This is a genomic window from Paenibacillus sp. FSL H8-0261, assembly GCF_045040645.1.
In the GTDB taxonomy this organism is placed as follows: Bacteria; Bacillota; Bacilli; order Paenibacillales; family Paenibacillaceae; genus Paenibacillus_AQ.
This window is the reverse complement of record NZ_CP150297.1, coordinates 2,572,885-2,598,686: the sequence shown is the minus strand read 5'-3', so window position 1 is coordinate 2,598,686 and position 25,802 is coordinate 2,572,885. Positions and strand designations below refer to the sequence as shown.

Here is a 25,802-nt window from a genome sequence, read left to right as displayed (position 1 = left end):
GAGAAGTAGAAAAAGGGCTACAATCGGCATCACCGTATTGTAACCCTTCTTTATCTAACTATTTAAGCCTCGTTAACTATTACTGCCTAATGTATGATTCGAAATAGCATTAATTATTGTTTCCCAATCATCTGGGTGAACTTCGTGACCCGTTCCTTCTAGGGTTAGTAGCGACGCATTAGGAATTTCATCGGCAAGCGCCAGACCATGCTCCAAGGGAAGTATGCTATCTTCTGTACCGTGGATAACTAAGGTAGAAACCATGGTATTTTTCGCCTTCCCCTCGTAGTCATCCACTCCTGTAAGAAGCGAATGATTAAACATGCTGAGCAAGTTGTTTGCACGTTTTATTTCCATCCTAACTTGTTTATACGCTCTTTTCTCATCGAATTTATGTTTTGATCCACAGAGTATGCTGGAACCGGAAACCAAGTAATCTGCGACCGCTTCTTCATCTGACCAATCCAGACTAGCTCCATTGGCATGAAAAGCGAGGATCCTCTCATCCATTGGAGGTAAGTTCCGGTCATTATCATCAGATTCAAAAATGCTAGATGCGACCAATGTTAAGGTTAGAACCTTTTGGGGATGACGTATAGCAAGGACTTGTGCAATCATTCCACCTAAGGACATCCCAACGATATTTGCCTGTTCTATATTATAAGCGTCAAGTAACCCAGCAGCATCATCGGCCATATCAATTACCGTATAATTAGAACTCCCAGGCTCATATACAACAGAACGTCCCACATCCCGGTTATCATACCTTATAACATATCGTCCTGTATCTGCTAATCGTTGACAAAACTCCTCATCCCAATAAACCATTGAACAAGTGGCACCCATAATTAGTAATATTGCAGGATTGCTAGGGTCTCCAAAACTATCCGAACATATATCAATTCCGTTTACTTTAAATATCTTTTCGCTCATTGTTTATTCCTCATTTCATTCGAATTTGGTAATCAAAGCATGCACACTTAAATAAGACCCGTCACATTTTGAAATAAATGGATGTTGGTGTCATTGAATTGCACCTCGAATTAACGCAAACGAATGAACTTGATAATCACGATAAGCACTCTCCTACTTCATATTAAAGGGTTGTTAACCCAATTTCTATTATAACATAAAAAGACTATCCTCTGATTTTGAATCAGGAGATAGCCTTTCCATTTATCCAGACAAAACTATTCGTTAAATAAATACTTCCTCAACGGTCAAATTTCGCTCCTTGGATAAATCCCTAAACGTAGTTTCATCTACTTTCACTAACGGTTTAAAAATATCCAAAGGGTTGTTCATAATAATCGTACCTTGCTCTCCGTTGCTAAGCTGAACACTTTTACCTACGAAGTTCGGCAGTAAATGTCCAATCAAAGCTTGTACCGCATTTCCATTCAGCTTGCCAAAGCCTAGCTCATGCACCTTGCGCAGAACGGTAATCAGCCCTTGTTTGGGTTGATTCACTCTTGCAGAGGTCATCCCAACATAGGCATTAGCAACAGCCACAATCAGTGTATACGGGTGCAGGTCCGCCTTACGAAGCATATTAGGATAACCAGTCCCATCCTCGAATTCATGATGCTGAAGCGCCACCAGAGCGGTCTTCTCGTCATTCATAGATTTAAGAATAATATCGTATCCATACGAAGTGTGACGCTTTAGTTCTTCAGTTTCCTCAGGGGTTAAGATCCCCGTCTTATTTAAGATAGATGGGTCGATCTGACTTTTTCCTATGTCGTGTAAATACCCTGCCCGGCTAATCTCGTAGCGTTCTTCTTTGGTATAACCTAACCAAGTCGCTATGTAAAATGATAGCAGTCCCACCTGTAATGAATGATTGTATGTACCAACGTCTTCTCGTTCAAGCAACAGCAATAAGGAAACTACATCCTTATGTTCATCCATTTTTTCCAGCAAGGGCTGCAACGTAAGATCAACATCTGACTGCGTGAAACTGCCCTTGCTGAGTGCTTCTAGAAAAATAGATTCATAGTTTTGGATTGCTAGATCAAAGTTTCCATTTAGGCTTTGCTCCAGATTCATTCCCTCATTATCCATCGCAATGCTGCGAGGTTCAATATCGACATAATCGATACGATGTCTCATCAGGAGGGTGATTTCTTCTTGGTAAACAATTGTCCCTTTTGGGAGCACGTGTAAACCAACACTATTAAAAGTGTCCAACATAAGACAATCGCCATGTTTGAGATCCGTGACATGAGCTTTCAAAATTCTGCACCCTTCCTATCAATAGGTATATTTTACCTTAAGGATAGCTAAATTATTCCAAAGTCACAATATGGTTAAAGTCTCATTAACACTCTCAATTAGTTCAAAAGACCCCCGCAACATCACCTGAAAAGGAATACTAAAGTCCGCTATCACTTTTCCAATCAACTGATCCTTCGCTACAAAAGGAGTAGCCCAGAGATGAGCATCGTAGCTTATATTCCGGTTATCTCCGAGAAAAAAGTAATGGTCCGACGGAACCGTAACGGGTCCAAAAGTATAATTCATCCGCTCATTAAGATAGGGTTCATTGATCTCCGTTCCATTTCTGTAAAGGGCTCCATCTTTAATTTCAATGGTATCACCTGGCAACCCTATCAACCGCTTTACATATCTTTTATTCTCATCACCTGCTACCGGAGGCGTAAACACGACGATATCTCCATGATCGAGTGTCGTCATCCATAACATTTTTTCAACGATTAGACGGTCATTAATTTCAATTGTAGGAATCATAGAGCCAGTAGGAACCCTCATGGCTTCAGCAACATAAGTTCTTACAAACAAAGATAGGACCACTGCGATAGCAACACTAGGCAAATATTGTTTGATAAATTTCAACATAATTGCTCACCTCATATTCATTTTATAAACTCTTTGATCGGTGCAGAAGCTTTTTTCGCTCGTTCATATTCAGTTCATATTGTCGTCATGTATAGTTCATCTTCATCGGGTAAGCTTCCTTTAGCAATTCGTTAAGGTACTAAAATAAAGCGATTAGAACAGGAGAAGATACGAGTGAAACCAGAAGAAGAGGTTATAAAAAAAAGGATGAATAAACCGCTTAAAATTATACTTATTTCCATAGGGGCTTTAGCTACTGCAATAGTACTTTTTCTAGTGACTGTTTTTGTCGCTAATATTTTCCTCAATAAATCGGACCAAGCTAAAATAAAACCCTATGGTCAGTCTGTAAGCGTCGATGGTAAAAATATGAACGTTTTGATTCAAGGAAAGGGTGAAGAGACAGTCGTGCTCTTACCTGGTTATGGAACGGTGGCACCGGGACTTGATTTTAAGCTGTTAATAGATGAACTATCTCCATTTTACAAAGTTGTCGTGATTGAGCCTTTCGGTTATGGATTAAGTGATAGAACTGAAAAAGAGCGAACCACAGAAAACATTGTGAGTGAAATTCATGAAGCTGTAAAGCAGCTTAATATTGACCGTTATATTCTAATGGCACACTCTATTTCCGGTATGTACAGTTTGAATTATGTGAACAAATATCCAAACGAAGTGAGTGCATTTGTCGGGATTGATAATAGTATTGCAACGGAAGACAGGATAGGTGTTAAAATACCAACAGGAAAATTAAAACTACTTAGAGAATCAGGCTTGGGCAGATTGTTATTTAAATCAAGTGGAAATCCCTATGCTGAATTGCCGTTTGATGATGAAACTAAAGAACAATTGAGATTGCTTACGCTTAGAAACACTTATAATTACACTAACTTAAATGAAGTGGAACATATGTCTTCTAATTATAAAGGGGCTCTAAATTCAACTTTTCCAAAGGAAATTCCCCTTTTGCTCTTTGTACAAGGGGATGATACTCTCTTAAAAGATTGGATATCATTGCATGAAGAGCAAGTCAAAAATTCCGTACAAGGAAAATTGGTAAAACTTGATGCAGGACATTATCTGCACCATACCAAATCAAAAGAAATCGCCGAAAATTTCAAGACATTTATGAAAGAAATAAAATAAGTATAGATTGTATCGCTCAGATTGTCTAAACCGTTTCACCTATTCTCCATGCTGCTGCATCATGTGCAAGCTTCCTTGCATTTCATGCCGCAGCATTTTTTTCTTATTCATACTCGTCAATATTTACGTACCCACACTTCTAAAACCGCTCAATAATGCGATTCATTTCCCCATCTACGTCCATCAAAGTATTCTTAGGAATATGAATGACCAACAAACCGCCAAAGATCTGTTCACATTTCCCATCATTCTCTGTGATCCGTTGTTTAAAAGCAGAAATGGCTGCTGAATCAACAGCCTCTTTACTGAGGAGCCAAGCGTACCTTTTGAAATGAGATTTCTGTACAGTTTCCTGATAGTAATAGATCCCTAGCTCTTCTTTCACCCGTATAATATCACCCATTGTAACACTTGGATTAAAGATCGGCGTCTCTTCGATGCGGTATTTATCTTTACCGACTGGAGTAACATCAAGGATTTCAATTTCACGGCCTGCTGGATCGAAGCAAATATGTAGTCCTGACGAATCTAGCATCAGCACACCTCAATTCTATTCAAAATCTGATCTTGATGATTCTAAATAACACAAAACACAATAAATACATTAAGCTTGTAATCCCGAACAACCTGAAGATTCCCGGCGTTAAAAACATATATAAACTGTATGGAAAACTCCAAATAAAGGCGAGAAGCATGAGAAGGCTTCTGTTTAAAGAGACACCTATCGCAAGTAATCCGGCAGGCAACACCAACATTACCATACTTATTATAATACTGGATTGATTCGTAACCTCAGCATACGGATTAATGAATATAAATATAAACCATAAAAAAACGGTCATCAAACTGGATACATATCCAATGAGTTTAATGATTGTTAAGTTTATGGATTGCTCCATTCCATCACCTCAATTCTTTCGCAATAATTCTCTCCAGCCATTTCCACGGGAGCAGCGTTTTGCCTAAGATCAAGATCCGGGTGCCTTTGCCGATAGGATACCGAAGCCTCGGTGACTTCATTTCAGTAATACGACCGATGAGATCTGCCACTTGCTTTGGATCAGGTGCAGTTTCAGCGGTATGCTTGGAATATCGTAGCACAGCGTCCAGACGGTCTCTATAAGGAGAATCCTCGACTTGACGAATTTGTGCCATTCCTTTTCCCCAAATCGGAGTACGGAAGGAGCCAGGTTCAATTAATACTACACGTATTCCATAAGGAGACATTTCATGACGCAGACTTTCACTGAATCCTTCTACTGCAAATTTGGAAGCTGCATATGGAGCATACCCCGGAAACCCGGACAACCCGCTTATACTCCCCACGTTAATAATCGTACCACTTTTCTGTTCTCGCATAACTGGCAGCACAGCTTTTGTCACCGCGACTAATCCGAAAAAATTCGTCTCCATTTGCTGACGCCATTCTTCCATAGATATCTCTTCTATGAAGCCGCCTATAGCAAAGCCTGCATTATTTACCAAAACATCAATTCTTCCGAATGTTTCATGTACTGAGGTTATAGTCGCCTGTATAGAATCACTATCGGTAACATCCATGGTCATAAAATGAAGCTGCTTCAAGAGTCCTGCTTGCTCTGCCTGCTGTTCAAGCTCGCCTTTACGACTCAAATCGCGCATGGTTGCTACAACTTTGAATCCCTGTCCTGCTAGTTTAAGGGCTGTGAGCAGTCCAAATCCACTAGAGGTTCCGGTTATTAAGGCCACTCGATCATGCATTCGATCTAGATGTGAATTCATCTTTGACTCTCCTTATGTTTCATTATTTCAAAAAAGCAAACAAACGTTCTTTTTTCGGATTGACTATCCATTAATTTCAAGTTATAGTAAGTGTATCATTTATATTTCTGCGGGAGAAGCACCTCGCAAGATAGGCATTCATGCCTATCTTGGAGGTGCTTTTTTTGCGCACATAGACTAATTAAGGAGCTGAAATGAATGTTTATTCACAATTTTAGTTATTTAAAGAGGTTTGTCCAATTAATCCTAGTAGTAGCTCTCCTCAACATCAACCTTACATTAGCTTCTGCAGGTACAGACTGGGATTCAGCCTTAGATGACATTAACGGTCTCCATGGTAATTATACCTCGCTTCAAGTAGCCCTCAAGTCCGATAGCTCAAAAATTCAAATGCTACGTAAGCAGAACAATGAAACTCTGAAATCTATTCACTCTGTCATAGAGTCAACAGATAAGGTTCTGCTGAGTCGTTTATCATCTGAAGCAACGTCGGCTCAGAAGAAACATGCTCCTCTACTGGACCAATACAGCACACTCAGTAAGCAGTCTACCGCAGCCAAGAAAGCTAAGGACTTTAAGACAGCCACTCTCCTGGATCTAAGACGCAATAAGCTCAAAGCTGCGGTAACACTCGCTAGAACTGAAATTAAGGCCAAGACAGACGCTTTGGCAACTGCCCGCAAGCAAACAGCTGCCAAGATCAAGCCTATCAAAGATGCTCTGGCACCAATCACAGCTCTGAAGAAGCAAATCACCGCCGAGAACAAGAATATCGCTGTAGCGCAGAAAGTTCGTTCAGAAGCAGATAAACAATATAAATCGGCTGTAAAACAAGGGGATGCAATTAAGGCAGTATCAGAAATGAAAATATCCTATGAGCAAATGAAACGAATTCATGACATGCATCAGAATATTTACAGCTGGGAGCAGAAGATCTCCTTAGCTCTACGATCTGCAGAGTCTAAGCTTCCATAAGGATTCGTTCCCACCGGCTCATATCAGCTTCACTAACATACTAATTAGTTGGGCTGCAGGCACAATTAGGAGCTGAGCAAATATAGTACCTATAAATCGCGAACCCATCAATACCACATATATTTTTCCTAGCTGATCACGGTATTCTACATTTTCAGTGGCTTTATGGGTAATAAGACCAAGCTGTGGGTCGATAAATATGGTCAGCAGTATAGTCGCCATTCCGTTAATCAATCCTGAGGCTTGAGAAGCAGTCGTGCTATATTGAGGCATTAGATGAGCAGCATACAAAGATGATATGACCCCTACGGTGTAAAAGGCTGTAACAAAAACATTCATAACAATAAAACGTTTAGGAATCCCCAGGTATCTGAAGTTATATAGATTCACTTTTGGTTTTCTTATGTATTTTCTAGTATTTTTTAACTGCCCGATCGTTACGCTCGTAAGCAGCTTGGGAATAGAACCTTCGATTTCAAGCTTTGAGATGATTCTCCCAAACAAGCCTACAAAAGTAGGGAAAATAGCAATGGCAATTAATGTCCCTAATGAAGAAGCTAACAATATAATTCTCAAGTAATTAAGAAGTGGGAAATCAGAATGTATTTTGGCATAATCTACGAATTTAGCCGTCAGTGGAGCTTGAATCATGTTTGCAGTTCTTGACACGAGAACAATAATGCCTGTCAGAGACAAAGCAATAGCTATCTTGTTCAGCTTCACCCCGGCGTATCTTACCGAATAAGATAAGGTTTCTGCTGTATGAATAATCATTGTAAGCAAGCATACTACAATCAAGCTATTTACCATTTTTAGGTTCATCTCCATTAAAAGCTATTTATCTATTCGGTGCAGTTTTGGGCGAAAGTATTGATCCAGTCCGTAAGAAAGCGTAATTCCAACGGTATATCGAACAAGGTCAATCCATAGGAATCCCTTTCCGAGAATCAACCCACCGAGTATGGTAGCACGGATGCTGTTGATCCACTCTGCTTGATACAGTTGGCTAAATTCTATGCCGAAACTAAACATCAGGCTCCACATGAAAGCGATCCACAGCTTCCGGTTCACTAGCAGTACACGAAACATAAAGTAAACCATGCTGCCCCAAAGCGCATCTCCAAAATGTCTCGTTACAAACAAAGGTAGCTGTTCCGAGAATGCTCTAGAGCATAACCCCAGTACAATAACAATTAAGCAGATGCATCCATAAATAACTCTTTCTTTTAAAGCATTGACTCTCATTTCCATCCTCTATCCTGCGTCTGACTTGAAATTTATGCTTGATATAATATTAATCATCACGATATAAAACGGATAAATAATCATGGCCCCTATTATGATTAACCCCGTTACCGGAACTGGTTTATCCGCAGCTTCTGTAATCGGGAACCATGCTGCGAATAAATTAATAAACAGAACCAAATAGGGAAACCACAGGATCGTAGTGAAATATATGGATTTTTTACCGCTCAAATATTTTCTTGTCATCCAAACAAACCCCATAGAAAAAAATATAAACATCACAAATATGAAAATAAGCTGCAAGTTATTCACTTTATCCAGCTCCAAGCCAGAAATTCTACTAATACGATAAATATTTACTAGTAGCTCTATTACGACAAACAACATAAAGGCATAAAGTACGCTTAACGAATTCAGCTTAATAAAATACTTCATTTGCTCAGGACTTCGGGGTTCCACATTCGTTCCACACTAGTAAGCTCTAATTCATCAAATTCCAGCCTATAAATATCTGGTTTCGAAGTCTGTTCAAAGAACTCATAACCATACTCTTTATTGAAGTAATTCAGGATAATGGTCATGATATTCCCGTGGGTACCTAGTGCTATTTTGCCGCCTTTATTTTGCTGGATCAATTGCTTCATGATGGGGATCGCACGCTCTTGCGCTTCCTGAGTACTCTCACCATTTGGCATTTTATATTGTAAGTCTGTGAATGATGTCTGGATACCCTGAAGAAATTCTTGTTCACTGATCTCGATTTCAACGCTTGCGATGGCTCTTTCTCTAAGTTCCTCATACAGCTCAATTTCTTGATCCGATGCCTCAGCCAAATACTTAATCGTATCTATGGCTCGCCTATAAGGACTAGAAACAAAATGTGTGATCTCTTCCTCCGCCAACAGTTCTTTAATTCTATATGCGTCCTCATGCCCTTTATCAGATAATCCTCGTTCTCTCTCATCCCCAAGCACAAAAGGTGATACTGCGTGCCTAATCATATAAATAAAAGTCTTCATGAGTTACTCCTCTCCAGCTCATTCAAATATCGTTTTTGCCACTTCGCGGTCTTTCTTGAAAATCTCCACTGGATAGGGAATGGCCATCTCGGGCAGCTCACTCTCTTTAAAGAACTTAAATTCTTCGACTTCTCCATCCATTGCTCTCAGCGTTCCACGGATGATAGAACACTCAAATACGATGACTGTATATTCCACCTGGTCTCCATTGTTATATTCGTATCTATATTTCCCTCCACCAAAAACCCCAAGAATGGAAGTAGGATGCACCATTAATCCAGTCTCTTCATATACTTCTCTGCGCAAAGTTCTTCCCGGCCGTTCCCCTGGCTCGATGGCGCCTGCTGGCAATCCCCACAAGGACTCTTCAGGTTTTCGAATAAATAGAATTTCATCTTCTTTATTTCTTATTACTGCAGCTACGGAAGGCATCATTAATAACTCTGAACCCACTTTTCCTCGGATCTCCTGATAATACTCAGACATCGGCACGCTATTCATCCATCCTCTCACACCGTTTTGTAGAACATCATCCTATTTTCCTCCGGCTTCCCAAAAACCCACATTATGTATATATTAGACATCACTGTGATGGAATCCTTTAGAATCGGTAATATGCTTAGCGTGGAACAAAAAAAGCTTCCGAACGGCTCAATACTTTCTGAGGTCCGGAAGCAGTTACAATGAGGTGAGACTTTGAGCTTAATGTTTCCCTTTGTAGCCGGCAAGCTGTACGATCATGATGACAAGAACAAGCAATGAAATGAGCTGATCAATACTCATCTGCGTCCGCCTCCAATCCCAAATGAAGGATGGCTCTTCGGACGGCATTTCCTCTCCCAAGGACACTGCTTCGTTCCCCTTATACACACTATGTAACGTGAGTTCGATTTATTACTTTAAGAATGACTTACCCCTCCATACGAGCAAGTTCTTTCTCCACTTCATCTAGTTGATCTTCGCCGAACACTTTAAAGCCATTTTGCCGTAATAACTCCGTAGTTGTACCTTCTCCTGACATCTTCGTATCCCTAAAAGTACCATCATAAATATAAAGACTACCACAAGAAGGACTATCCTGTTTTAATATTGCAAATGTAACTTGATGTTCTGTAGCCAGCTTCAGCGTTGCTTGAGCACCTTTCATAAAAGGTTCCGTAACATCCACACCTGCACCTGTTACTACCCGCTCACCTTGCCGCTGGGCATCTGGACGAGGCGTTGATAACCCTCCGACTACCTCAGGACAAATGTGGACAAAACGCCCTTCCTCATACCACTTCAAGAAACGAGCATCGAGACACGGCACATCACCATTATCATAACGCACTTTATGTCCTAACAGACATGCGCTTACTAGAATCTTCCCTGTCATCGTAATCTCCACCAGTCCGTCTAGTATTTAATATATGGCTATATTATTTACGACACAAAACTGATATGCAAGATCGAAATGCTTGTCACTGAAATGTTTGTGCTTCATATACAAAAGAATGCTTATTATGTCCATATAGGCATCATTAATCTTGATATTGGGGGGTCTTCTCACTTCTATACCGACTCCAGCAAGTCCACAATAAATCAGCCATAAGATAGAGTCCCACGAAAGGAAATATAATTCCCCAAACATTATGGACTAGTGAATACAAACGCTCCATAAACGGCTGAATCCCATATACACAAGCTACTGATAGCGCCCACCAATATAGGGAGAATCGAAGGCAAATATGCCCTTGCAGTTGATAAGACATCCCTGAGTAATCCCACCATTGCTTTTGAAAGACAGACTTCAGCAGCCAACCACTTACATATTCAACAGCTGAAGGAACGACTAACGCAAGCAGGAGGAAAATTGGGAAAGGCAGGGTTAAGTCTCTGGCAATCAAAAGAAGCAGTGGTGCAAATCCATACATTGGCTTAAAAGGGCCTTTTAGAAAGCCTTCTTTGCGAAAGCTTCCATTACTATATAAGTTATATGTACCTTCCAATACCCAGCCTAAAAAAGAGTAGATCATAAAATAAAAGAAATATTGGCCAGCCACTGCCATCGTAGAATCTCCGCTTGAAGAAAATATAGAAGTCATCATGTTTATACACCGCTCCTAGTTGTCATTATTTTCTTAAATATCCATCCGGACCTATTATGCCTTAATCCTTCAGGAGATATGCGCAACAAAAAAGACATAACCCAAAGGTTATGTCTTCATTACAAATTATAAAAAGTGAAGCGGATTCTCTATCCATCCACGCTTATGGTTTAAGCCGTTCTTCGTGATTCTGAGCCGATATTAGCGACTGATCGTCGTCTTGTTTCTTTAACGTATCCGTTGTAAGTTCACTACGTACGCCAAAGTTTGAACCATACTTTTTCTCAAAGTTGCCTACAAGAGCCTCACCACGTTTTTGCCGATATCGGCTGTTCTCATTCCGACTACGCATTTCATTTCCTCCCTGCTACAAGAATGGCTGAGATCTGTGAAATTTGCGAAAAGCTACTAAGAATTTGGAGAAAACTCTCTGATGAGGTTGTACCTGAATTCATTATACAATAATTGCTAAAATCATCTCAAGAAAAACAGACTGCCCAATGAAGGACAGCCTGTCTTCCGAATCATTTAGTCCAAATCGTTAGGAAGCGGATCAGGATGCGAGGACTCTGCAGGCTTGGCTACCCAATCGTCTGCTTCTGGCTCGATGTCCACACCATTCTCCATCTTCTTAATTTCAGCTAATGAATCGCCGTCTTTATTTTCCTTGTTGCGGATTTCCGCTTCATCTTGAGAATAATCTGACATGTGAAATCCTCCTCAGGTGCTTTGCTTTATTTGTTCCTTAGTTATAGTTACCCGATGGAGTGTTTTGCAAACATAGTTACGATGAATGAATTTAAGGGTACATGATCCAAGCTACCACCGGACCGATACATGAACCGACAATAGCACAAACGGTCATCGCTACGGAGCTCATTGAAACTGACTGTTCACCGTATTCCAGTGCCTTTGCAGTTCCAAGTGCATGAGAACCCGTTCCTAACCCGATCCCAATCCCAACTTCGCTTCGAATCTTAAACAGTTTAATAATGAGAGGACCGCCAATCGCACCTGTAAATCCGGCAATCATTACAAATACGGAGGTTAGCGAGGAGTCCCCACCTAAACCATTTGAGATTTGTATCGCCACAGGTGTTGTGATCGATTTTGGCAAAATGGACAGAACATACAATTTAGAGAATCCTAGACCAGCCGCCAAAAGCAGACCACTAAACATCCCTAATAACAGTCCTGCAATCGCTCCCCCCAGGATGGCTGGAAGATTCTCGACTAACACATTACGTTGTTTATACAATGGGTAGGCTAGCGCCACTACAGCAGGACCGAGTAACTGATTGATCCACTGACCGCCTATCATATATGTATCATACGGAATATGAAAAAATAGAAGTATTGCTACAACAAGGACTGTTGCTGTTAACGCGGGAATCAGTACAGGAAACCGAAAACGTCTATAAATTACGGACATCATCAAATAAATAGCAACATTAAGCAGGACAATTCCTGTCGCGATAAAAAACATTATAATTCCTTCCCCTTTTCGCTTAAGCTCTTGCTGCTCCAGCCCGCCTTGCTCTTTCCTTTCAAGGTTGAAAGCCATTGACTCGTATGTGCTGCTGCTGCAATTGTGAGGACGCTGCTAACGATAAGAATCAAGATTAAGAGCAAACCTCTTCCACTAAAAATATCCATATGCTTCACGATCCCAGCCGTCGCTGGAATAAAAAATAACGGAAGATAAGCTAATATTGTTGTTGCACCATCTTCAATCCACTTCACTGGTACAACCTTGAATAGCAATAAAACAAAGAGCAAAAGTAATCCGACGATACTCCCAGAAACGGGAAGATGCAGCTGCTTTTGCAGGAAGTCTCCAGCCAAGTAGAACAAATAAAGCAGGAACACTTGGATAATTATGCGAATGATTTTCATGATGCAGGATCCCTTCATTATTAAATTAACTCGATAAAGCTTAAAATGGGTCACCTCAATAAGAGTATCAGAGTTTTCATGAAAATTTCAATTACTTTTCGAATCTTGTAAGAATTAAACAAAAATAACCTGCATGATCTCCAAGACACTGGAGACTTTGCAGGTTTCATTATTTTCGTTATGCAGCTCAAAAATGAGATTCCAGCTTAGTTAAACCCACTGAACGACTTGCTCTGCGCTTTGTCTTGTTTTTCCACGTGGTTCATTCAAACGATACCCAAAGGCTACCATGCAGGAGATTCCAAAATGTTCGGCATCCATAATCCCCTCTTCGGTAAGAACTTGCTCTATCTTCGCTTTATCGAAACCTTCCATTGGGCAAGAATCGATTCCGATTAAAGCGGCTGATGTCATCATATTACCAAGGGCTATATAAGTCTGACGGCAGCTCCATTCGAACATTGCACGCTCATTCTCCATCAATCCAAAATCAACCTTCAAGAACTTATCGAACATATTACCTTTCCCTTCCATCACTTCTGGAGGTAGCTCCTGCACATGCTCCATGATCCCTTTAATATAATCTGAATCAGCAGCCATATCTTTAGGAAGACGTGAGAGAATCATTACAAAATGACTTGCGGTTGGCAATTGCTTTTGTGCTCCCCAGGCATGAGCACGTAATTTCTCACGTATTTCCGGACTTTGTACTACGACAAAACGCCAAGGCTCGAATCCGAATGAACTTGGTGACAGACGTCCTGTTTCCAGAATAAACTGAAAGTCTGACTCACTAATTTTTTTATGACTATCAAATTCTTTAGTTGCATGTCTGAACTGGTAAGCAGACAGGATTTCATTCTTGTTTAATGATAAAGTATCCATATTTAACACTCCTTTTATTTGCTTAGAATCAACGGCCCATTTGACTGTTTGCCGTTCTCATGCTTAATATTAGAATATATATCACTTCTTTAAAAGTACGCACATTAATGTTATGTAGTATACAAAATGATACTATGGGAGTTGAACGGCTATGCGTGATCGAAAAGGTGGATTCGGAGATTTCCCAGGGGGAAATAAGGAAGCTTGCCCTGTGGAATTTACGCTCGATGTTATAGGAGGAAAATGGAAGGGGATTCTCATCTATCACTTGATGGATGGAACGAAACGCTTTAACGAATTTCGCCGGATATGCCCAGGAATCACTCAACGCATGTTAACCTTGCAGCTTAGAGAGCTGGAAGAAGATGGAGTTGTTCACCGCGAGGTCTACCATCAGGTTCCCCCGAAAGTCGAATACTCGTTAACTGAATTTGGCAAGACACTGACCCCTATTATTAAACTCATGAAAGACTGGGGCGAGGTTTACAAAACAAAACAGCTTTCCGCAGAAAGCTGTCCAGAAGGTACAAATATTACGGTGTAGCTCAAAGCTGCACCTTTTATTTTTCAAAAAATGCTTCGGCCTTTTCCTTATGTTCGTTGGTTACCTGACCAGATATCGCTTTAATGCCTGCTGCAATGATCGCTGCATCATCTGTAAATCCAAGGCCGAGAATCGCATCGGGTATCGCATCAATCGGGGAGATGAAATAAGCCAACGCTCCGAAGGCAATTCCTTTTGCCCATAAAGGGGTCTTTGCGTCGACTGCGCAATAATACATCGCAATAGCATCTTTAGTAAATGGGATCTTGCCTGCGAACTTTTTAGTTTTAGTCCAAAAATTCCGCGTCACCATCTCCTCGTTCTCTTTACTGTATGGAAACTTCTCTGCTGTGAGTTCCGCAGTGATCTTATCATCATCTTTCTTCATTAGATTTTCCCTCCGCAAGGTTCATATGAAGTACATACAGTCAGTATACCCTCAGCTATTATTTATATCTTTAAGATAAACTATAGCTCGTTCTATGAAACTTACACAATATCATTTAATTTCTTTGATTTTATTCAAATCACTGCTGCATAACGCTTCAAGATTCTTAAAGATACGCTCGGCATCCCAATCCCACCACTTAAGCGCTTCTAGATGTTCGATCAATTCATCATCAAAACGTTGTCTAATTACTTTACATGGATTTCCTCCAGCTACACTATAAGCCGGGATATCTTTGACAACTGTTGAATTGGCCGCGATGACGGCTCCATTACCAATATGTACACCCGGCATAACCGTAACATTCTGCCCAATCCACACATCGTTGCCGATCACCGTATCTCCTTTTAAGGGTAAATCTGATAGTTCTGGAACCGCATGCTCCCAGCCATTAGACATGATATTAAAAGGGTAGGTCGTAACAGAATTCATTCGATGGTTCGCACCATTCATGACAAATTCAATACCTTTGGCAATCGCGCAGAATTTCCCAATAATAAGCTTGTCACCAATAAAATCATAATGATGAGTTACATGCTCCTCAAACTTTTCGGCACCGTCTATATCATCATAATACGTATAATCGCCAATCGTAATATTTTTTCTTGTAATCACATTTTTGATATAACAGATGCTTTTGATCTGTTCATTCGGATAGAGCACATTCGGATTCGGTCCATATTTCTCCATAATAACGCCTCTCTCTCTTTTTGATAAAACATAGCAGAGATCACATATCTTTTCAAATAAGTACGAATCATGAACATAAAAAGCGGCTACCGTGTGGTAACCGCCATAACAAGTACTTTATCGCTTTGATAAAACATCTACTTCGTATTGCTTCACATCACTCAGCCAACTTTCTCGGACAGGTACACCATTCGTCGCACAATAATAATCCCAAATAGCTCCGAACGGATAAGATTTCAATTCCTCTACCAGTGCAAGTCTAGTAGTATAATCCCCATCCAGTTCAATTTGCTTCAATAGCTCTATCGGTTCCAGCATCGCACGTAGCAGAGCTTTGATTGTGTTACGTGTTCCGATCACCCAAGCGGCAATGTGATTAATACTTCCGTCAAAGAAATCGAGTCCAATATGAGTTCTTTCTAGGAATTGACCTCTAACTAGTTCACGAGCAATCTCCAGCAGTTCATCATCCATAGTCACCACATGATCACTATCCCAGCGTACTGGACGGCTAACATGCAGCAACAATTGATCACCAAACAGCAGCCAAGAGGATAGTTTATTCGAGATGGTCTCGGTCGGATGGAAATGCCCAGCATCGAAGCAAACCGCTTTGCCCCGACTTAGTGCATAACCCATATAAAATTCATGCGAACCTACCACATAACTTTCTGAACCAATTCCGAACAACTTGCTTTCTACAGCATCAATGTTATATCGCTCATCGATCTCCTCGCTGAAGATCTCGTCCAGTGATTGCTGAAGTCGCACTCTCGGTGACAGACGGTCGATCGGTGTATCTTTATATCCATCTGGAACCCAGAAGTTGGTTACACAAGGCTGACCTAGTGCCTGACCGAAAGATTCGGAGATTCGGCGTGAAGCCTTGCAATGAGCAATCCAGAAGTTGCGGATTTCAGGATCCGAGTGGCTTAGTGTGAAGCCATCATTAGCTTTTTCATGAGAGAAGCAAGTGGGATTGAAATCCAATCCAAGCCCCTGCTCCTTAGCCCAGTGCACCCATCTTTCAAAATGCTTAGGCTCTAGCGCATCAAGATCTACAGTTTCTTCCGTATCGGCATAAATAGCATGTAAATTAACTTTATGACGTCCGGGGATAAGTGCTAGTGCTTGCTCCAAATCACGGCGCAGCTCCTCCGGATTTCTAGCTCGCCCCGGGTAACTGCCCGTGACCGCGATCCCGCCACTTAGTTCCTTTTCCTTATTCAGGAAGCCCTTTACATCATCTCCTTGCCAGCAGTGCAATGAAATTTTGATTGCTGCAAGCTGCTCTAATACTTTATCTACGTCAATGCCATGCTGTGCGTAGAGCTTTTTCGCCTCATTATAGCTCGTCTGAATGCTCCTAAAGCTTTCTGTATTCTGCTCCATGCTAGAGCCTCCTGATATTGTCTAGTGATTTCATTTAGGGGTATTTATACCCTTCTTTTGCTCGATTTCTGCTTTTTACGCTCAATGAGGGGGATTTATACCCTTCTTTTTCTCGTTTTCCGCTTTTTACGCTCAATAAGGGGGATTTATACCCTTCTTTTACTCGTTTTCCGCTATTTGCGCTCAATGTGGGGCATTTATACCCTTCTTTTACTCGTTTTCCGCTAATTGCGCTCAATGAGAGGCATTTATACCCTTCTTTTGCTCGTATTCCGCTTTTTACACTCAATGTAGGGGATTTATACCCCTCTTTTGTTCGTTTTCCGCTTTTTACGCTCAATGAGAGGGATTTATACCCTTCTTTTGCTCGTTTTCCGCTATTTACTCTCAAAGAGGGGGATTTATACCCTTCTTTTTCTCGTTTTCCGCTTTTTGCGCTCAATGAGGGGGATTTATACCCTTCTTTTGCTGGTTTTCCGCTTTTTACACTCTATGAGGGGGATTTATACTTTTCTTTTGCTCATCCATAGCTATTTAATAGTCATCCCATATATTCTCGGTTACTTTATTAGTTACTCTTAAACGATCTGCAGTCGAGCAAACTCAGCTAATGCCGCGGTTTTTAGGGAAGAGTCCATCTCTTGTGGAATATAGATTGTTACATCAAATGAACGATATATAATTTCTCTTGCTTCTTTAATATCTGTGACCGTACCCACACTGATCATTTGCATAACCACATTACCTAATGCGGTTGATTCCGTTGGTCCAGCATAAATTTCCATCTCTAGCAAATCCGCCGCAATTTGGCATAGCAACCCATTGTTTGCCCCACCACCTACGATGTGCAGCCGCTCCCACTTCTCGCCGGTCAATAGCTGAAGATCCTGAACATAGAAATAGTATGAAAGAGCAAGACTGTCAAACACACATCTGGCTATCTCCCCTGGTGTCTTTGGTACCAACTGTCCGACTTCCACACAATAGCTCTGTATCTCGCTGATCATGTTGGATGGATTCATGAATCGTTCATCATTGCAGTAGATGATGGATCTAAAAGGAATTTCTTGCGCTGCCAATTCTACCAGTTCGCCGAAGCTGTATTGACCACCATATTCCTCACGAACCTTTTGGATCAGCCACATCCCCATAATGTTCTTAAGAAAACGGAATGAGCCGAAGGCTCCCCATTCGTTTGTATAATTGCGCTCCATCGCTTCTGGACTTGTAATGGCTGAAGCTCGTTCCACCCCGATGAGTGACCAAGTACCACTACTGAGAAATCCCCATTTGTCGCTACTTGCAGGAACGCCTAGTACAGCTGATGCTGTATCATGTGTGGCAACTGCTATGAACTCACAATCTGGAAGATCACCGCGTGCCACCAAGTCATCAGTCAATCCGCCAATTCGTTTCCCAGGTTCCGTTAAGGGAGGAAACTGCTCTTTTGAAAGACCAAGCAGTGCCAGTAAATCAGTATCATAATCCCGAGTTTGCAGATTAAGCAGACCCGTGGTTGAAGCATTCGTGACTTCACTAATTCTTCGTCCCGTAAGCCGATAGTAGAGATAATCAGGGACCAACAGGATTGAATGTGCTGCTTCAAGATCTGCCTGATCATGCACAAACAGCTGGTACAACGTATTAATCGGGAGAACTTGTATCCCCGTCTTTTGGTAAACGCTTTCAGTTGATATATTGCGATGTAGGCTTTGTACCGCTCCATCTGTTCGGGAATCACGATAAGAAAAAACTTCATGAATTCGTGTACCCTTCTGATCTAGAAGTACGTAATCCACGGCCCAAGTATCAATTCCGACGGTACAATGCTCAATTCCTTTTGACTTCGCCTTCTGCAAGCCTTTTACAATTTCAGCAAATAAATAATCGACGTCCCAATAAAGATTACCATTCTTCTCAGAGAACCCATTACTAAAACGGTGAATTTCTGTTAATGATAAGGTTCCTTCCGGTTCTTGCAAGGTTCCGCAAACGACTCTCCCACTAGAGGCTCCAATATCAATAGCAATATGATTCTGACCCTGTTTATGTGCCCCAGCATTCATTCTTAAACAACACTCCTTATCTCCTCATCAGCCTACCAGCAAGGCGAATACGATTCCAGGGCCATGCACACCTATCGTCAGATCATTCTCAATATCCGCTGAACGGCTAGGCCCAGAGATAAAGTGAATACCTGCGGGGAGACCCGATTGTCCCGCTTCATCAAAATCAATAAGCACCTCACCCAGACGAGTCTTCAGCCGCTCCAGCGGAACGATGGCAATTAATGCGGTTGGCAACAGGCTGACAGAGCGCCCTTTATCCGCAGAAGATAACACTGTAATAGAGCCTGTATAAGAAACTGCATAATCCGCGATCACAATCCCAATATCGGCTTCCGCCGCCCTAGCTTTCCATGCTTCTTGCATATCCGTATTCCAGACAGATACCTGCGTATCTACAAGTTCTTCTTCTAGACGAAGTGCCTCAAGCTCAACTACATTTTGCCGAAGAATATAACGGGCGAGCATATCACTCGCTTTATTGACGATAAAAGCTTTAGCTTCATCCATCGTTGCCATGCGAAATACATGTCCACCTGCACTTTGAAAATTCGCAGTAAATTGATCGATGCGTTCTTCTGGACTCCACTGGAATTCTTGCCAATAATCTGGAGCACCGCGAAAAGGATGTACCGGAGCCGCAGTCGTTCTTGGCCGCTTCAGGCGACGAGCGATATCGTTCATGAATGCCTGCTGTTTCTCACGAGAATCATGTTCCATACGCTCCAGCCATTCTCTGTGCGTTTCCTCAGTCATATCCGGGCTCTCCTTTCAGTTCTTCCGCCTTCCGCTTCGCTAATAAATCTTCCATCCGTTTCTGTATCGACGGGTCCATCTCGCGACTATTTTTGTCTAACTCCTCCTGCAGCTCTTTCCAGCTCTCGCGGAAGGATTCATCTGCCAGCTTCGGAGCGATCCGGTAGTTATTCCAGCCTTTCAGCGGCCCAAGCTTTGACGGAATTCCGCCGTCTCTCACAAGTAGCTTTTGTCCGATTCTGCCTACTTTCATCACACTACTGAATCGCTGTGACTTCGCCATAATCGCACCAAAACCTTTCATGCCAAGACCTTCCGCTTTGTCTCCATAACCTCTCTCTACCTTACGTCGCCGTAAATAGATAAGCATATCATGCAGAGGGATTTTGACTGGACAAGCTTCATAACACGCGCCGCACAGACTTGATGCACCTGCGATATCATCCCATTGATCTACATTTTTGTTCAGCGCTGGGGTCAACACTGCTCCGATCGGTCCGCTATAAGTTCCACCATAGGCATGACCGCCAATATGACGATAGACAGGGCAGGCATTCAGACAAGCTCCACAGCGGATGCAGTTCAGTAGCTCCTGAAATTCTGGATCGCCGAGCTGCTCAGATCGACCATTATCAAGGATAATAATATGCTGCTCTTCGGGTCCGTCCCCATCATCCTTTCTACGGGGTCCTGAAATACCGGACATATACACTGTTAGCTTCTGGCCAGTTGCTGAACGAGGTAATAACGTAGCCATCACCTCAAGGTCGCTCCAAGAAGGAATAATCCGCTCCATCCCCATCAAAGTGATTTGCGTCTTTGGCAAGGTGGTGACCATGCGAGCATTGCCCTCATTCTCAAATAGCACCATGGAACCTGTCTCTGCAATCGCAAAATTGCATCCCGTCATCCCAATATCCGCTTCTAGGAATTTCTCCCGTAACTTGCGCCGTACAAATCCTGCAAGGATTGTAGTCTCAGGCAAAAGCTCCTCCCCTGCCTCCTTGGACAACAGCTCAGCAATCTGATAGCGGTTCTTATGGATGGCTGGGATAATGATATGAGACGGAGTTTCTCCGGCAAGCTGGATAATATATTCGCCAAGATCTGTTTCAATCGTCTCTACGTCAATGGATTCAAGAGCCGTATTCAAATGCAGCTCCTCAGTCACCATCGATTTTGATTTGACCACGGAAGCCGCTTGTTTTCGCTGTGCAATCTCTAAAGCAATCTTCACTGCCTCTTCACCCGTTGCCGCAAAATGAATATGCGTGCCGTTCGCTCTTGCATTGTCCGCAAATAGATTTAAGTAATAATCTAGATGAGCGATCGTATGCAGGCGAATTTGCCGCCCACGTTCACGCCATTCTTCCCAGTGTCCATGATCGTTCGCTGCTTTTTGTTTCCCGTCACGCAGCCTTTCCGTGGTAAAGCGAACCGCTTTGCGCAAAAAATCATTATTCAGCGCCAAGTCGGCACGCTCTTTTACCGTAGCTGGCTTCACATGATTCGATTCCGATTTAGTCTGAGCGGCATTCTGACTCATTGTCCACTCACCCCCTCATACAGTAGCTCTGCTAAATGCATGACTCGGACCGGTTTGTGGCGATAACGCAAATTCCCAGCAATATTCATGAGACAGCCCATATCCAGACCCGTTAAGACTTCTGCTTCCGACTCCAGCACATGATCTGACTTCTCGGTGACCATCGCCCCGGAGATATCAGACATCTTCACGGCAAAGGTTCCACCAAACCCACAACAGTCCTCAGCAAAAGGTAGTGGCACTAGCTCCATTGCCTTCACATTCTGCATAAGTAACATAGGCTCATCACGAATCCCCAGAATCCGAGTGCCATGACAGGAAGGATGATAGGTAACTTTATGCGGAAAAACGGCCCCTAGATCCGTTACGCCAAGCACCTGTACCATGAACTGGCTGAACTCATAGGATTTACGCTGCAAATTCTGCGCCTTGACCAAATTAATCGGATCATCCTGAAACAGTTTCGGGTAATGATGAAGCATCCCGGTGCAAGACCCGGAAGGAGCAATGACAAAGTCACTGTCTTCGAAAGCCTGCAAAATCGTAAGTGCAGCTTGACGTGCCTCATTCCAATAGCCACTATTGTACGCAGGCTGTCCGCAGCAGGTCTGCACTTCGGGAAAATCCAGCTGTACGCCATATCTGGCAAGCAGACGTGCCATCGCTTCTCCAACCTTCGGGTACACAGCATCACTGATGCAAGTAATAAACATCGATACCTTCATGTCTTCACCTCCTGCAACACTATTTTCTACACGGTTGTTATTGCGATGTTCAGCTCCTGTAGCTGCTTTAGCTGTTCTGTGGCAGGGCTGTAATCCGTTATCACAACATCCAATTCACTAGTCGTGGCAACATGTGTGAACGCTTGAATTCCGAATTTGCTGGAGTCACAAAGTAGGATCACCTGCTCCGCGATAGAAATCATCTTTCGCTTCACCATCGCTTGCAGCTCATTCGATTCACTGGCGCCGCGTTCGAGATGAAATCCTTTGCAGGAAAAAAACATCTTATCCACGTGATACAACTCAAGCGAACGCTCGGCTAAATGACCAACAAAGGACATCGATCTGCGGCTCAGTTGACCGCCAGTTGAGATCACATCTATTCGTTCCTTCCCACTTAACTCCGCAGCTACCCTAATAGAATTAGTCAGTACAGTTAGTGGCATATCCGGCAAATGTGAGGCCATATACCATGCAGTTGTGCTAGCATCCAGCAAAATCCGATCTCCCGGCTTTATCATCATCACTGCTTCACGAGCAATCTGCTGCTTCTCCGCTGCGTTCATAATTTCACGTTCAGCATATGGCGTCTCTGGCTGACGATCACGTAGACTGACTGCACCACCGTGCGAGCGTAGCAGCCTCCCCGCCTTTTCCAAACGATCAAGATCCCGGCGGATGGTCTCCTCCGTCACTTGGCATAATGTACTCAGTTCCGAGACACGAATGCTGCCACGTTCATTCACTAGTTCTACGATTCTTTCATATCTGTCTGCAATCAGCATGGCTTCCCTCCGTTATATCTATCTATATTCCATCTTCCACTTATCTAGTAAAAGCTGCCGGTACTCCACCGTCAATCGTCAGCATGCAGCCCGTAGTCTTCTCTGACTTGGATGAAGCGAAAAAGGCCACCCCTTCAGCAATATCACGTGGATAAATATTTACAAGCAGTGTTGTGCGTTTACGATAATGTTCCTCTAGTTGATCCGGCTCAATCCCGTAAGCAGCAGCCCGTTCATTCCGCCAGTTCGAATTCCAAATCGCTGAGCCTTGTAGAATGGCATCCGGCAAAATTGTATTGGCGCGAATACCGAACTCTCCACCTTCAGCTGCAATACAGCGAGCCAAATGTGCTTCGAGTGCTTTGGCAGAACTGTAAGCCGATACGCTTTTTCCAGCAAATATAGAGTTCTTAGAGCCAATAAATACCATGCTACCGCCGATCTTTTGCTCCTTCATCACCTTGAAGGCTTCACGTGCAACGAGGAAATATCCAGTTCCTAGCACGGAAATGTTCAAGTTCCACTCTTTTAATGAAGTCTCATCAAAAGGACTGGAAGTCGCAAGCCCAGCATTGTTCACAATAATATCTACTCCGCCATAAAAAAGTGCTGTATCTGCATAAGCTGCGCTAACTTGCTCCTCCTGCGTTACATCCATTTTAACAGCGAACGCACGATTCTCACCGTATTTATCGTTAATCTCCTCGGCAATTTTCTGTGCGCCCTCCAGATTGAGATCTGCCAGCACAACATGCGCCCCTTCGGACACTAGACGACGAGCGGTTTCGCTCCCGATTCCTCCTGCGCCACCTGTAATGAACGCAACCTTACGCGAGAATTCTGCTTCTGCTGGTGCCAGCGATAATTTATATAATTCCAAAGGCCAATATTCCACATTGTACGATTCATTTTCACTTAGAGAGACGAAATCTCCCAATGCGGTAGCTCCGCGCATAACAGCAATCGCCCGGTGATACAAGGCACCGCTAATTTTGGAGTTGCTCCAGCTTTTGCCTGTGTTGATCATTCCCACTCCGGGAATCAGAATCACACGCGGTGCAGCTTCGAACATTACATCTCCCTCATGCTTATTGCGATCGAAGTAAGCTTTGTACTGCTCTTTGTAAGCGGTGATCGCTTCGTTCAGCTTCGTCTTCAAACCATCAATATCACTGGCATTTGGTTCCCAATTCACAAATAGTGGCAGCATTTTGGTATGTACCAAATGATCCGGACAAGCTGCACCTACACTGGATAATTTCTCCGAGTTAACTCCACCTACAAAACGCAGCACATCCTCTGCATCATCAAAGGTCAGTATCATTTTGCGCTCATCACTGACTGCGCCTCTAATCAATGGCATTACTGCAGCTGCTACAGCCCGCCGCTCTTCTTCCGGAAGCGCTTCCGATTTGCGACCTCCGAACAGATTCTCATCTTCAATTCTATCTTGGATGTAACGCTCTGCTTCATTAATAATAGAGATCGTCTTCGCGTAACAAGCTTCCGGCGTATCCCCCCAAGTCACGAGGCCATGCTTCTCCATCAACACCAATTCTGCTTGAGGATTAGCAAGTACGCCTTCAGCGATCATTTTGGATAAAGTGAACCCAGGACGAATGTAAGGCACCCATACGAAACGATCCCCATAGATTTCCCGCGCAATATCTTTACCGTTATGAGCACAGCATAAGCTGATAATCGCATCTGGATGCGTATGATCTACATGTTTGAATGGTAAAAAAGCATGCAGCAGCGTCTCAATTGAAGCACGCGGATGCTTAGGATCAATCATACAATTCGCGAGGTAAGCCACCATTTCCTCATCAGGCATTTCCTCCCGATCAAACAAAGGCGCAATATCCTCAAGCCGCAATCCGGTAAAATTGCCTGCTTTCATCGTAGCTAGGTCAGAGCCGCTACCCTTCACCCACATGACTTCAACCTCACGACCACGGAAATCTAATTCTATAGTTTTACTAGAGGTATTCCCTCCTCCAAAATTACAGACTCTACGATCTTCACCCAACAGATTGGAGCGATAGACCAGTGCATCCAGACCTCCGTTGATGACTTTTCCCCGTGCAGAATCCCATAAACTTTGTACCATTTGTGAATACCTCCGTTTTTGAATGTTTATTTTTTTGTTTATTTTTGTTTGTTTTGATTTTAATCTATTTGTTTGTGTTTGAATAGAGCGTTTTCAACAAAATTTAAAATTTATTTCACAAGTTAGACGAATCCTCCTTGGATGAACTGAAATTCCATTGCGAAAAAACAAAAAAAGAGTTGCCAATTAGCAACTCCTTCACCCCCACTATTCAGCACCGACTCGACTCATAAACTAATCCAGTAGTTACATTTTCCATCCTCGATACCGCTAAGTATTCCTCTGTTCGCTTCAATAACCTTTCTCGAAGATACATTGTTCGGCTCACAAGTCAGCATGACCTTATCAATCCCCAGATCCGCAGTTTTTTTTAACAACTCTGCTAAAAAAATCTTGCCAAAGCCCTTTCCTCGCTCACTAGGCCTGATGCTATATCCGATGTGTCCACCTGATTTTCTTAATTGATCATTTAAGGAATGTCTTAGCTTTCCAACACCAACAGGATAAGAGTCAATCAGTAACCAATAGTTGGTTTGCGGGACATAGTTTGGTAGGAGATTATCGCCTTTTGAGAGTGCTATCCGATCTCTGATGAAATCAGGAAATTCACTGTAAGCCAAATTAAACCCATTGTTAACGAATCCATTCTCCCCAGGGCCGATCTCCATAATCATTTCAAAAATATCGCGTCCATCTGATAAACTCGCTTCCTTTAGCTCAATTAACATCATAATCCCCCCTAGAACACAAAAATGCTTACCATATCAAAAAATTTTACTGCAAAAAAGAGCCCTGTGCATTATTTAATTGCACTTTCTACAACTAAAATTGTTTAGTTGTATTAAATACACTTATCTGCTCTCACCC

32 protein-coding genes are annotated in these 25,802 nt (G+C 42.5%); 3 read left to right on the top strand and 29 right to left on the bottom strand.

The features are described from left to right. Window positions 1–72: 72 nt before the first annotated feature. The 3 genes from MHI27_RS11190 to lepB form a co-directional block, all read right to left on the bottom strand. The gene (locus tag MHI27_RS11190) at window positions 73–933 is read right to left on the bottom strand and encodes an alpha/beta fold hydrolase (RefSeq protein WP_405176253.1); all 861 of its coding nucleotides are present in this window, start codon (window positions 931–933) and stop codon (window positions 73–75) included. Window positions 934–1,197: 264 nt separating this feature from the next. Continuing rightward, a complete protein-coding gene (locus MHI27_RS11185; protein ID WP_405176252.1) occupies window positions 1,198–2,235 on the bottom strand; it encodes an HD-GYP domain-containing protein in 1,038 nt (345 codons plus the stop codon). Between the two features lie 63 nt (window positions 2,236–2,298). Next, window positions 2,299–2,859: a signal peptidase I gene (gene lepB / locus MHI27_RS11180; protein WP_405176251.1), complete on the bottom strand. Its 561-nt coding sequence runs from the start codon at window positions 2,857–2,859 to the stop codon at window positions 2,299–2,301. A gap of 207 nt (window positions 2,860–3,066) precedes the next feature. On the opposite strand from lepB, the gene MHI27_RS11175 reads away from it, so the two are divergent. Beyond that, entirely contained in the window at window positions 3,067–4,005 is a 939-nt protein-coding gene (locus tag MHI27_RS11175; protein WP_405176719.1) for an alpha/beta hydrolase, read from the top strand. 139 nt (window positions 4,006–4,144) lie between these two features. On the opposite strand, the gene MHI27_RS11170 is transcribed toward MHI27_RS11175, so the two are convergent. After that, complete coding sequence (locus MHI27_RS11170; protein ID WP_042187136.1) at window positions 4,145–4,540, bottom strand: DUF4265 domain-containing protein; 396 nt, start codon at window positions 4,538–4,540, stop codon at window positions 4,145–4,147. Between the two features lie 368 nt (window positions 4,541–4,908). Next, window positions 4,909–5,766: an SDR family oxidoreductase gene (locus MHI27_RS11165; protein WP_042187132.1), complete on the bottom strand. Its 858-nt coding sequence runs from the start codon at window positions 5,764–5,766 to the stop codon at window positions 4,909–4,911. A gap of 198 nt (window positions 5,767–5,964) precedes the next feature. Here MHI27_RS11165 and MHI27_RS11160 point away from each other — a divergent pair, with 198 nt between their 5' ends. After that, window positions 5,965–6,741, top strand: a complete 777-nt coding sequence (locus MHI27_RS11160; protein ID WP_339247204.1) for a hypothetical protein — start codon at window positions 5,965–5,967, stop codon at window positions 6,739–6,741. 18 nt (window positions 6,742–6,759) lie between these two features. On the opposite strand, the gene MHI27_RS11155 is transcribed toward MHI27_RS11160, so the two are convergent. The 13 genes from MHI27_RS11155 to MHI27_RS11095 all read right to left on the bottom strand — a co-directional run bounded on the left by MHI27_RS11155 (window position 6,760) and on the right by MHI27_RS11095 (window position 13,873). Then, on the bottom strand, window positions 6,760–7,551 hold the full coding sequence (locus MHI27_RS11155; protein WP_042187128.1) for a lipid II flippase Amj family protein: 792 nt from the start codon (window positions 7,549–7,551) through the stop codon (window positions 6,760–6,762). Between the two features lie 24 nt (window positions 7,552–7,575). Next, window positions 7,576–7,986, bottom strand: a complete 411-nt coding sequence (locus tag MHI27_RS11150) for a DUF2809 domain-containing protein (RefSeq protein ID WP_081382731.1) — start codon at window positions 7,984–7,986, stop codon at window positions 7,576–7,578. A 9-nt stretch (window positions 7,987–7,995) separates the two neighbouring features. Then, a complete protein-coding gene (locus MHI27_RS11145) occupies window positions 7,996–8,421 on the bottom strand; it encodes a hypothetical protein (protein ID WP_042187124.1) in 426 nt (141 codons plus the stop codon). Then, window positions 8,418–9,005: a histidine phosphatase family protein gene (locus tag MHI27_RS11140; RefSeq protein WP_339247196.1), complete on the bottom strand. Its 588-nt coding sequence runs from the start codon at window positions 9,003–9,005 to the stop codon at window positions 8,418–8,420. The genes MHI27_RS11145 and MHI27_RS11140 overlap by 4 nt, the downstream gene beginning before the upstream one ends. Before the next feature lie 18 nt (window positions 9,006–9,023). Further along, window positions 9,024–9,497 (bottom strand): NUDIX domain-containing protein, encoded by a 474-nt coding sequence (locus MHI27_RS11135; protein WP_042193681.1) that lies wholly within the window; start codon window positions 9,495–9,497, stop codon window positions 9,024–9,026. A 210-nt stretch (window positions 9,498–9,707) separates the two neighbouring features. Beyond that, the gene (locus MHI27_RS11130) at window positions 9,708–9,854 is read right to left on the bottom strand and encodes a hypothetical protein (protein ID WP_156113097.1); all 147 of its coding nucleotides are present in this window, start codon (window positions 9,852–9,854) and stop codon (window positions 9,708–9,710) included. Between the two features lie 61 nt (window positions 9,855–9,915). Then, window positions 9,916–10,380 carry a DUF523 domain-containing protein gene (locus tag MHI27_RS11125; RefSeq protein WP_405176250.1) on the bottom strand — a complete coding sequence of 155 codons (465 nt, stop codon included), beginning with the start codon at window positions 10,378–10,380 and terminating at the stop codon, window positions 9,916–9,918. A gap of 145 nt (window positions 10,381–10,525) precedes the next feature. After that, on the bottom strand, window positions 10,526–11,092 hold the full coding sequence (locus tag MHI27_RS11120; protein ID WP_405176249.1) for a putative ABC transporter permease: 567 nt from the start codon (window positions 11,090–11,092) through the stop codon (window positions 10,526–10,528). A 163-nt stretch (window positions 11,093–11,255) separates the two neighbouring features. Continuing rightward, window positions 11,256–11,444 carry a hypothetical protein gene (locus MHI27_RS11115; RefSeq protein ID WP_076283037.1) on the bottom strand — a complete coding sequence of 63 codons (189 nt, stop codon included), beginning with the start codon at window positions 11,442–11,444 and terminating at the stop codon, window positions 11,256–11,258. Window positions 11,445–11,620: 176 nt separating this feature from the next. Next, on the bottom strand, window positions 11,621–11,800 hold the full coding sequence (locus MHI27_RS11110; RefSeq protein WP_042126589.1) for a hypothetical protein: 180 nt from the start codon (window positions 11,798–11,800) through the stop codon (window positions 11,621–11,623). A 91-nt stretch (window positions 11,801–11,891) separates the two neighbouring features. Beyond that, complete coding sequence (locus MHI27_RS11105) at window positions 11,892–12,578, bottom strand: LrgB family protein (protein WP_076283038.1); 687 nt, start codon at window positions 12,576–12,578, stop codon at window positions 11,892–11,894. Beyond that, window positions 12,578–12,988 (bottom strand): CidA/LrgA family holin-like protein, encoded by a 411-nt coding sequence (locus MHI27_RS11100; RefSeq protein ID WP_076283039.1) that lies wholly within the window; start codon window positions 12,986–12,988, stop codon window positions 12,578–12,580. The genes MHI27_RS11105 and MHI27_RS11100 overlap by 1 nt, the downstream gene beginning before the upstream one ends. A 210-nt stretch (window positions 12,989–13,198) precedes the next feature. After that, on the bottom strand, window positions 13,199–13,873 hold the full coding sequence (locus MHI27_RS11095; protein ID WP_341127796.1) for an NAD(P)H-dependent oxidoreductase: 675 nt from the start codon (window positions 13,871–13,873) through the stop codon (window positions 13,199–13,201). A gap of 151 nt (window positions 13,874–14,024) precedes the next feature. On the opposite strand from MHI27_RS11095, the gene MHI27_RS11090 reads away from it, so the two are divergent. Beyond that, a complete protein-coding gene (locus MHI27_RS11090; RefSeq protein ID WP_060622450.1) occupies window positions 14,025–14,417 on the top strand; it encodes a helix-turn-helix domain-containing protein in 393 nt (130 codons plus the stop codon). Between the two features lie 16 nt (window positions 14,418–14,433). Here MHI27_RS11090 and MHI27_RS11085 read toward each other — a convergent pair whose 3' ends face one another. The 11 genes from MHI27_RS11085 to MHI27_RS11035 form a co-directional block, all read right to left on the bottom strand. After that, window positions 14,434–14,805, bottom strand: a complete 372-nt coding sequence (locus MHI27_RS11085) for a YkvA family protein (protein WP_042187107.1) — start codon at window positions 14,803–14,805, stop codon at window positions 14,434–14,436. Window positions 14,806–14,916: 111 nt separating this feature from the next. Further along, window positions 14,917–15,555, bottom strand: coding sequence for a Vat family streptogramin A O-acetyltransferase (locus MHI27_RS11080; RefSeq protein WP_076283041.1), 639 nt, complete (start codon window positions 15,553–15,555; stop codon window positions 14,917–14,919). Window positions 15,556–15,672: 117 nt separating this feature from the next. Then, window positions 15,673–16,947: an L-rhamnose isomerase gene (gene rhaA, locus MHI27_RS11075; RefSeq protein WP_076283042.1), complete on the bottom strand. Its 1,275-nt coding sequence runs from the start codon at window positions 16,945–16,947 to the stop codon at window positions 15,673–15,675. A 34-nt stretch (window positions 16,948–16,981) separates the two neighbouring features. After that, window positions 16,982–17,389 carry a hypothetical protein gene (locus MHI27_RS11070; protein WP_143763998.1) on the bottom strand — a complete coding sequence of 136 codons (408 nt, stop codon included), beginning with the start codon at window positions 17,387–17,389 and terminating at the stop codon, window positions 16,982–16,984. Between the two features lie 136 nt (window positions 17,390–17,525). Beyond that, on the bottom strand, window positions 17,526–19,013 hold the full coding sequence (gene rhaB / locus MHI27_RS11065) for a rhamnulokinase (RefSeq protein ID WP_076283043.1): 1,488 nt from the start codon (window positions 19,011–19,013) through the stop codon (window positions 17,526–17,528). A gap of 27 nt (window positions 19,014–19,040) precedes the next feature. Next, complete coding sequence (locus MHI27_RS11060; protein WP_405176248.1) at window positions 19,041–19,769, bottom strand: lactate utilization protein C; 729 nt, start codon at window positions 19,767–19,769, stop codon at window positions 19,041–19,043. Further along, complete coding sequence (locus tag MHI27_RS11055) at window positions 19,762–21,315, bottom strand: LutB/LldF family L-lactate oxidation iron-sulfur protein (RefSeq protein ID WP_076283045.1); 1,554 nt, start codon at window positions 21,313–21,315, stop codon at window positions 19,762–19,764. The genes MHI27_RS11060 and MHI27_RS11055 overlap by 8 nt, the downstream gene beginning before the upstream one ends. Further along, window positions 21,312–22,040, bottom strand: coding sequence for a (Fe-S)-binding protein (locus MHI27_RS11050; RefSeq protein ID WP_042187093.1), 729 nt, complete (start codon window positions 22,038–22,040; stop codon window positions 21,312–21,314). Before MHI27_RS11050 ends, MHI27_RS11055 begins: the two co-directional genes overlap by 4 nt. Before the next feature lie 26 nt (window positions 22,041–22,066). Next, entirely contained in the window at window positions 22,067–22,825 is a 759-nt protein-coding gene (locus MHI27_RS11045) for a DeoR/GlpR family DNA-binding transcription regulator (RefSeq protein WP_042187090.1), read from the bottom strand. A 40-nt stretch (window positions 22,826–22,865) separates the two neighbouring features. Further along, a complete protein-coding gene (locus MHI27_RS11040) occupies window positions 22,866–24,935 on the bottom strand; it encodes a bifunctional aldolase/short-chain dehydrogenase (protein WP_405176247.1) in 2,070 nt (689 codons plus the stop codon). Between the two features lie 227 nt (window positions 24,936–25,162). Beyond that, the gene (locus tag MHI27_RS11035; protein ID WP_341127789.1) at window positions 25,163–25,666 is read right to left on the bottom strand and encodes a GNAT family N-acetyltransferase; all 504 of its coding nucleotides are present in this window, start codon (window positions 25,664–25,666) and stop codon (window positions 25,163–25,165) included. Between the last annotated feature and the right edge of the window lie 136 nt (window positions 25,667–25,802).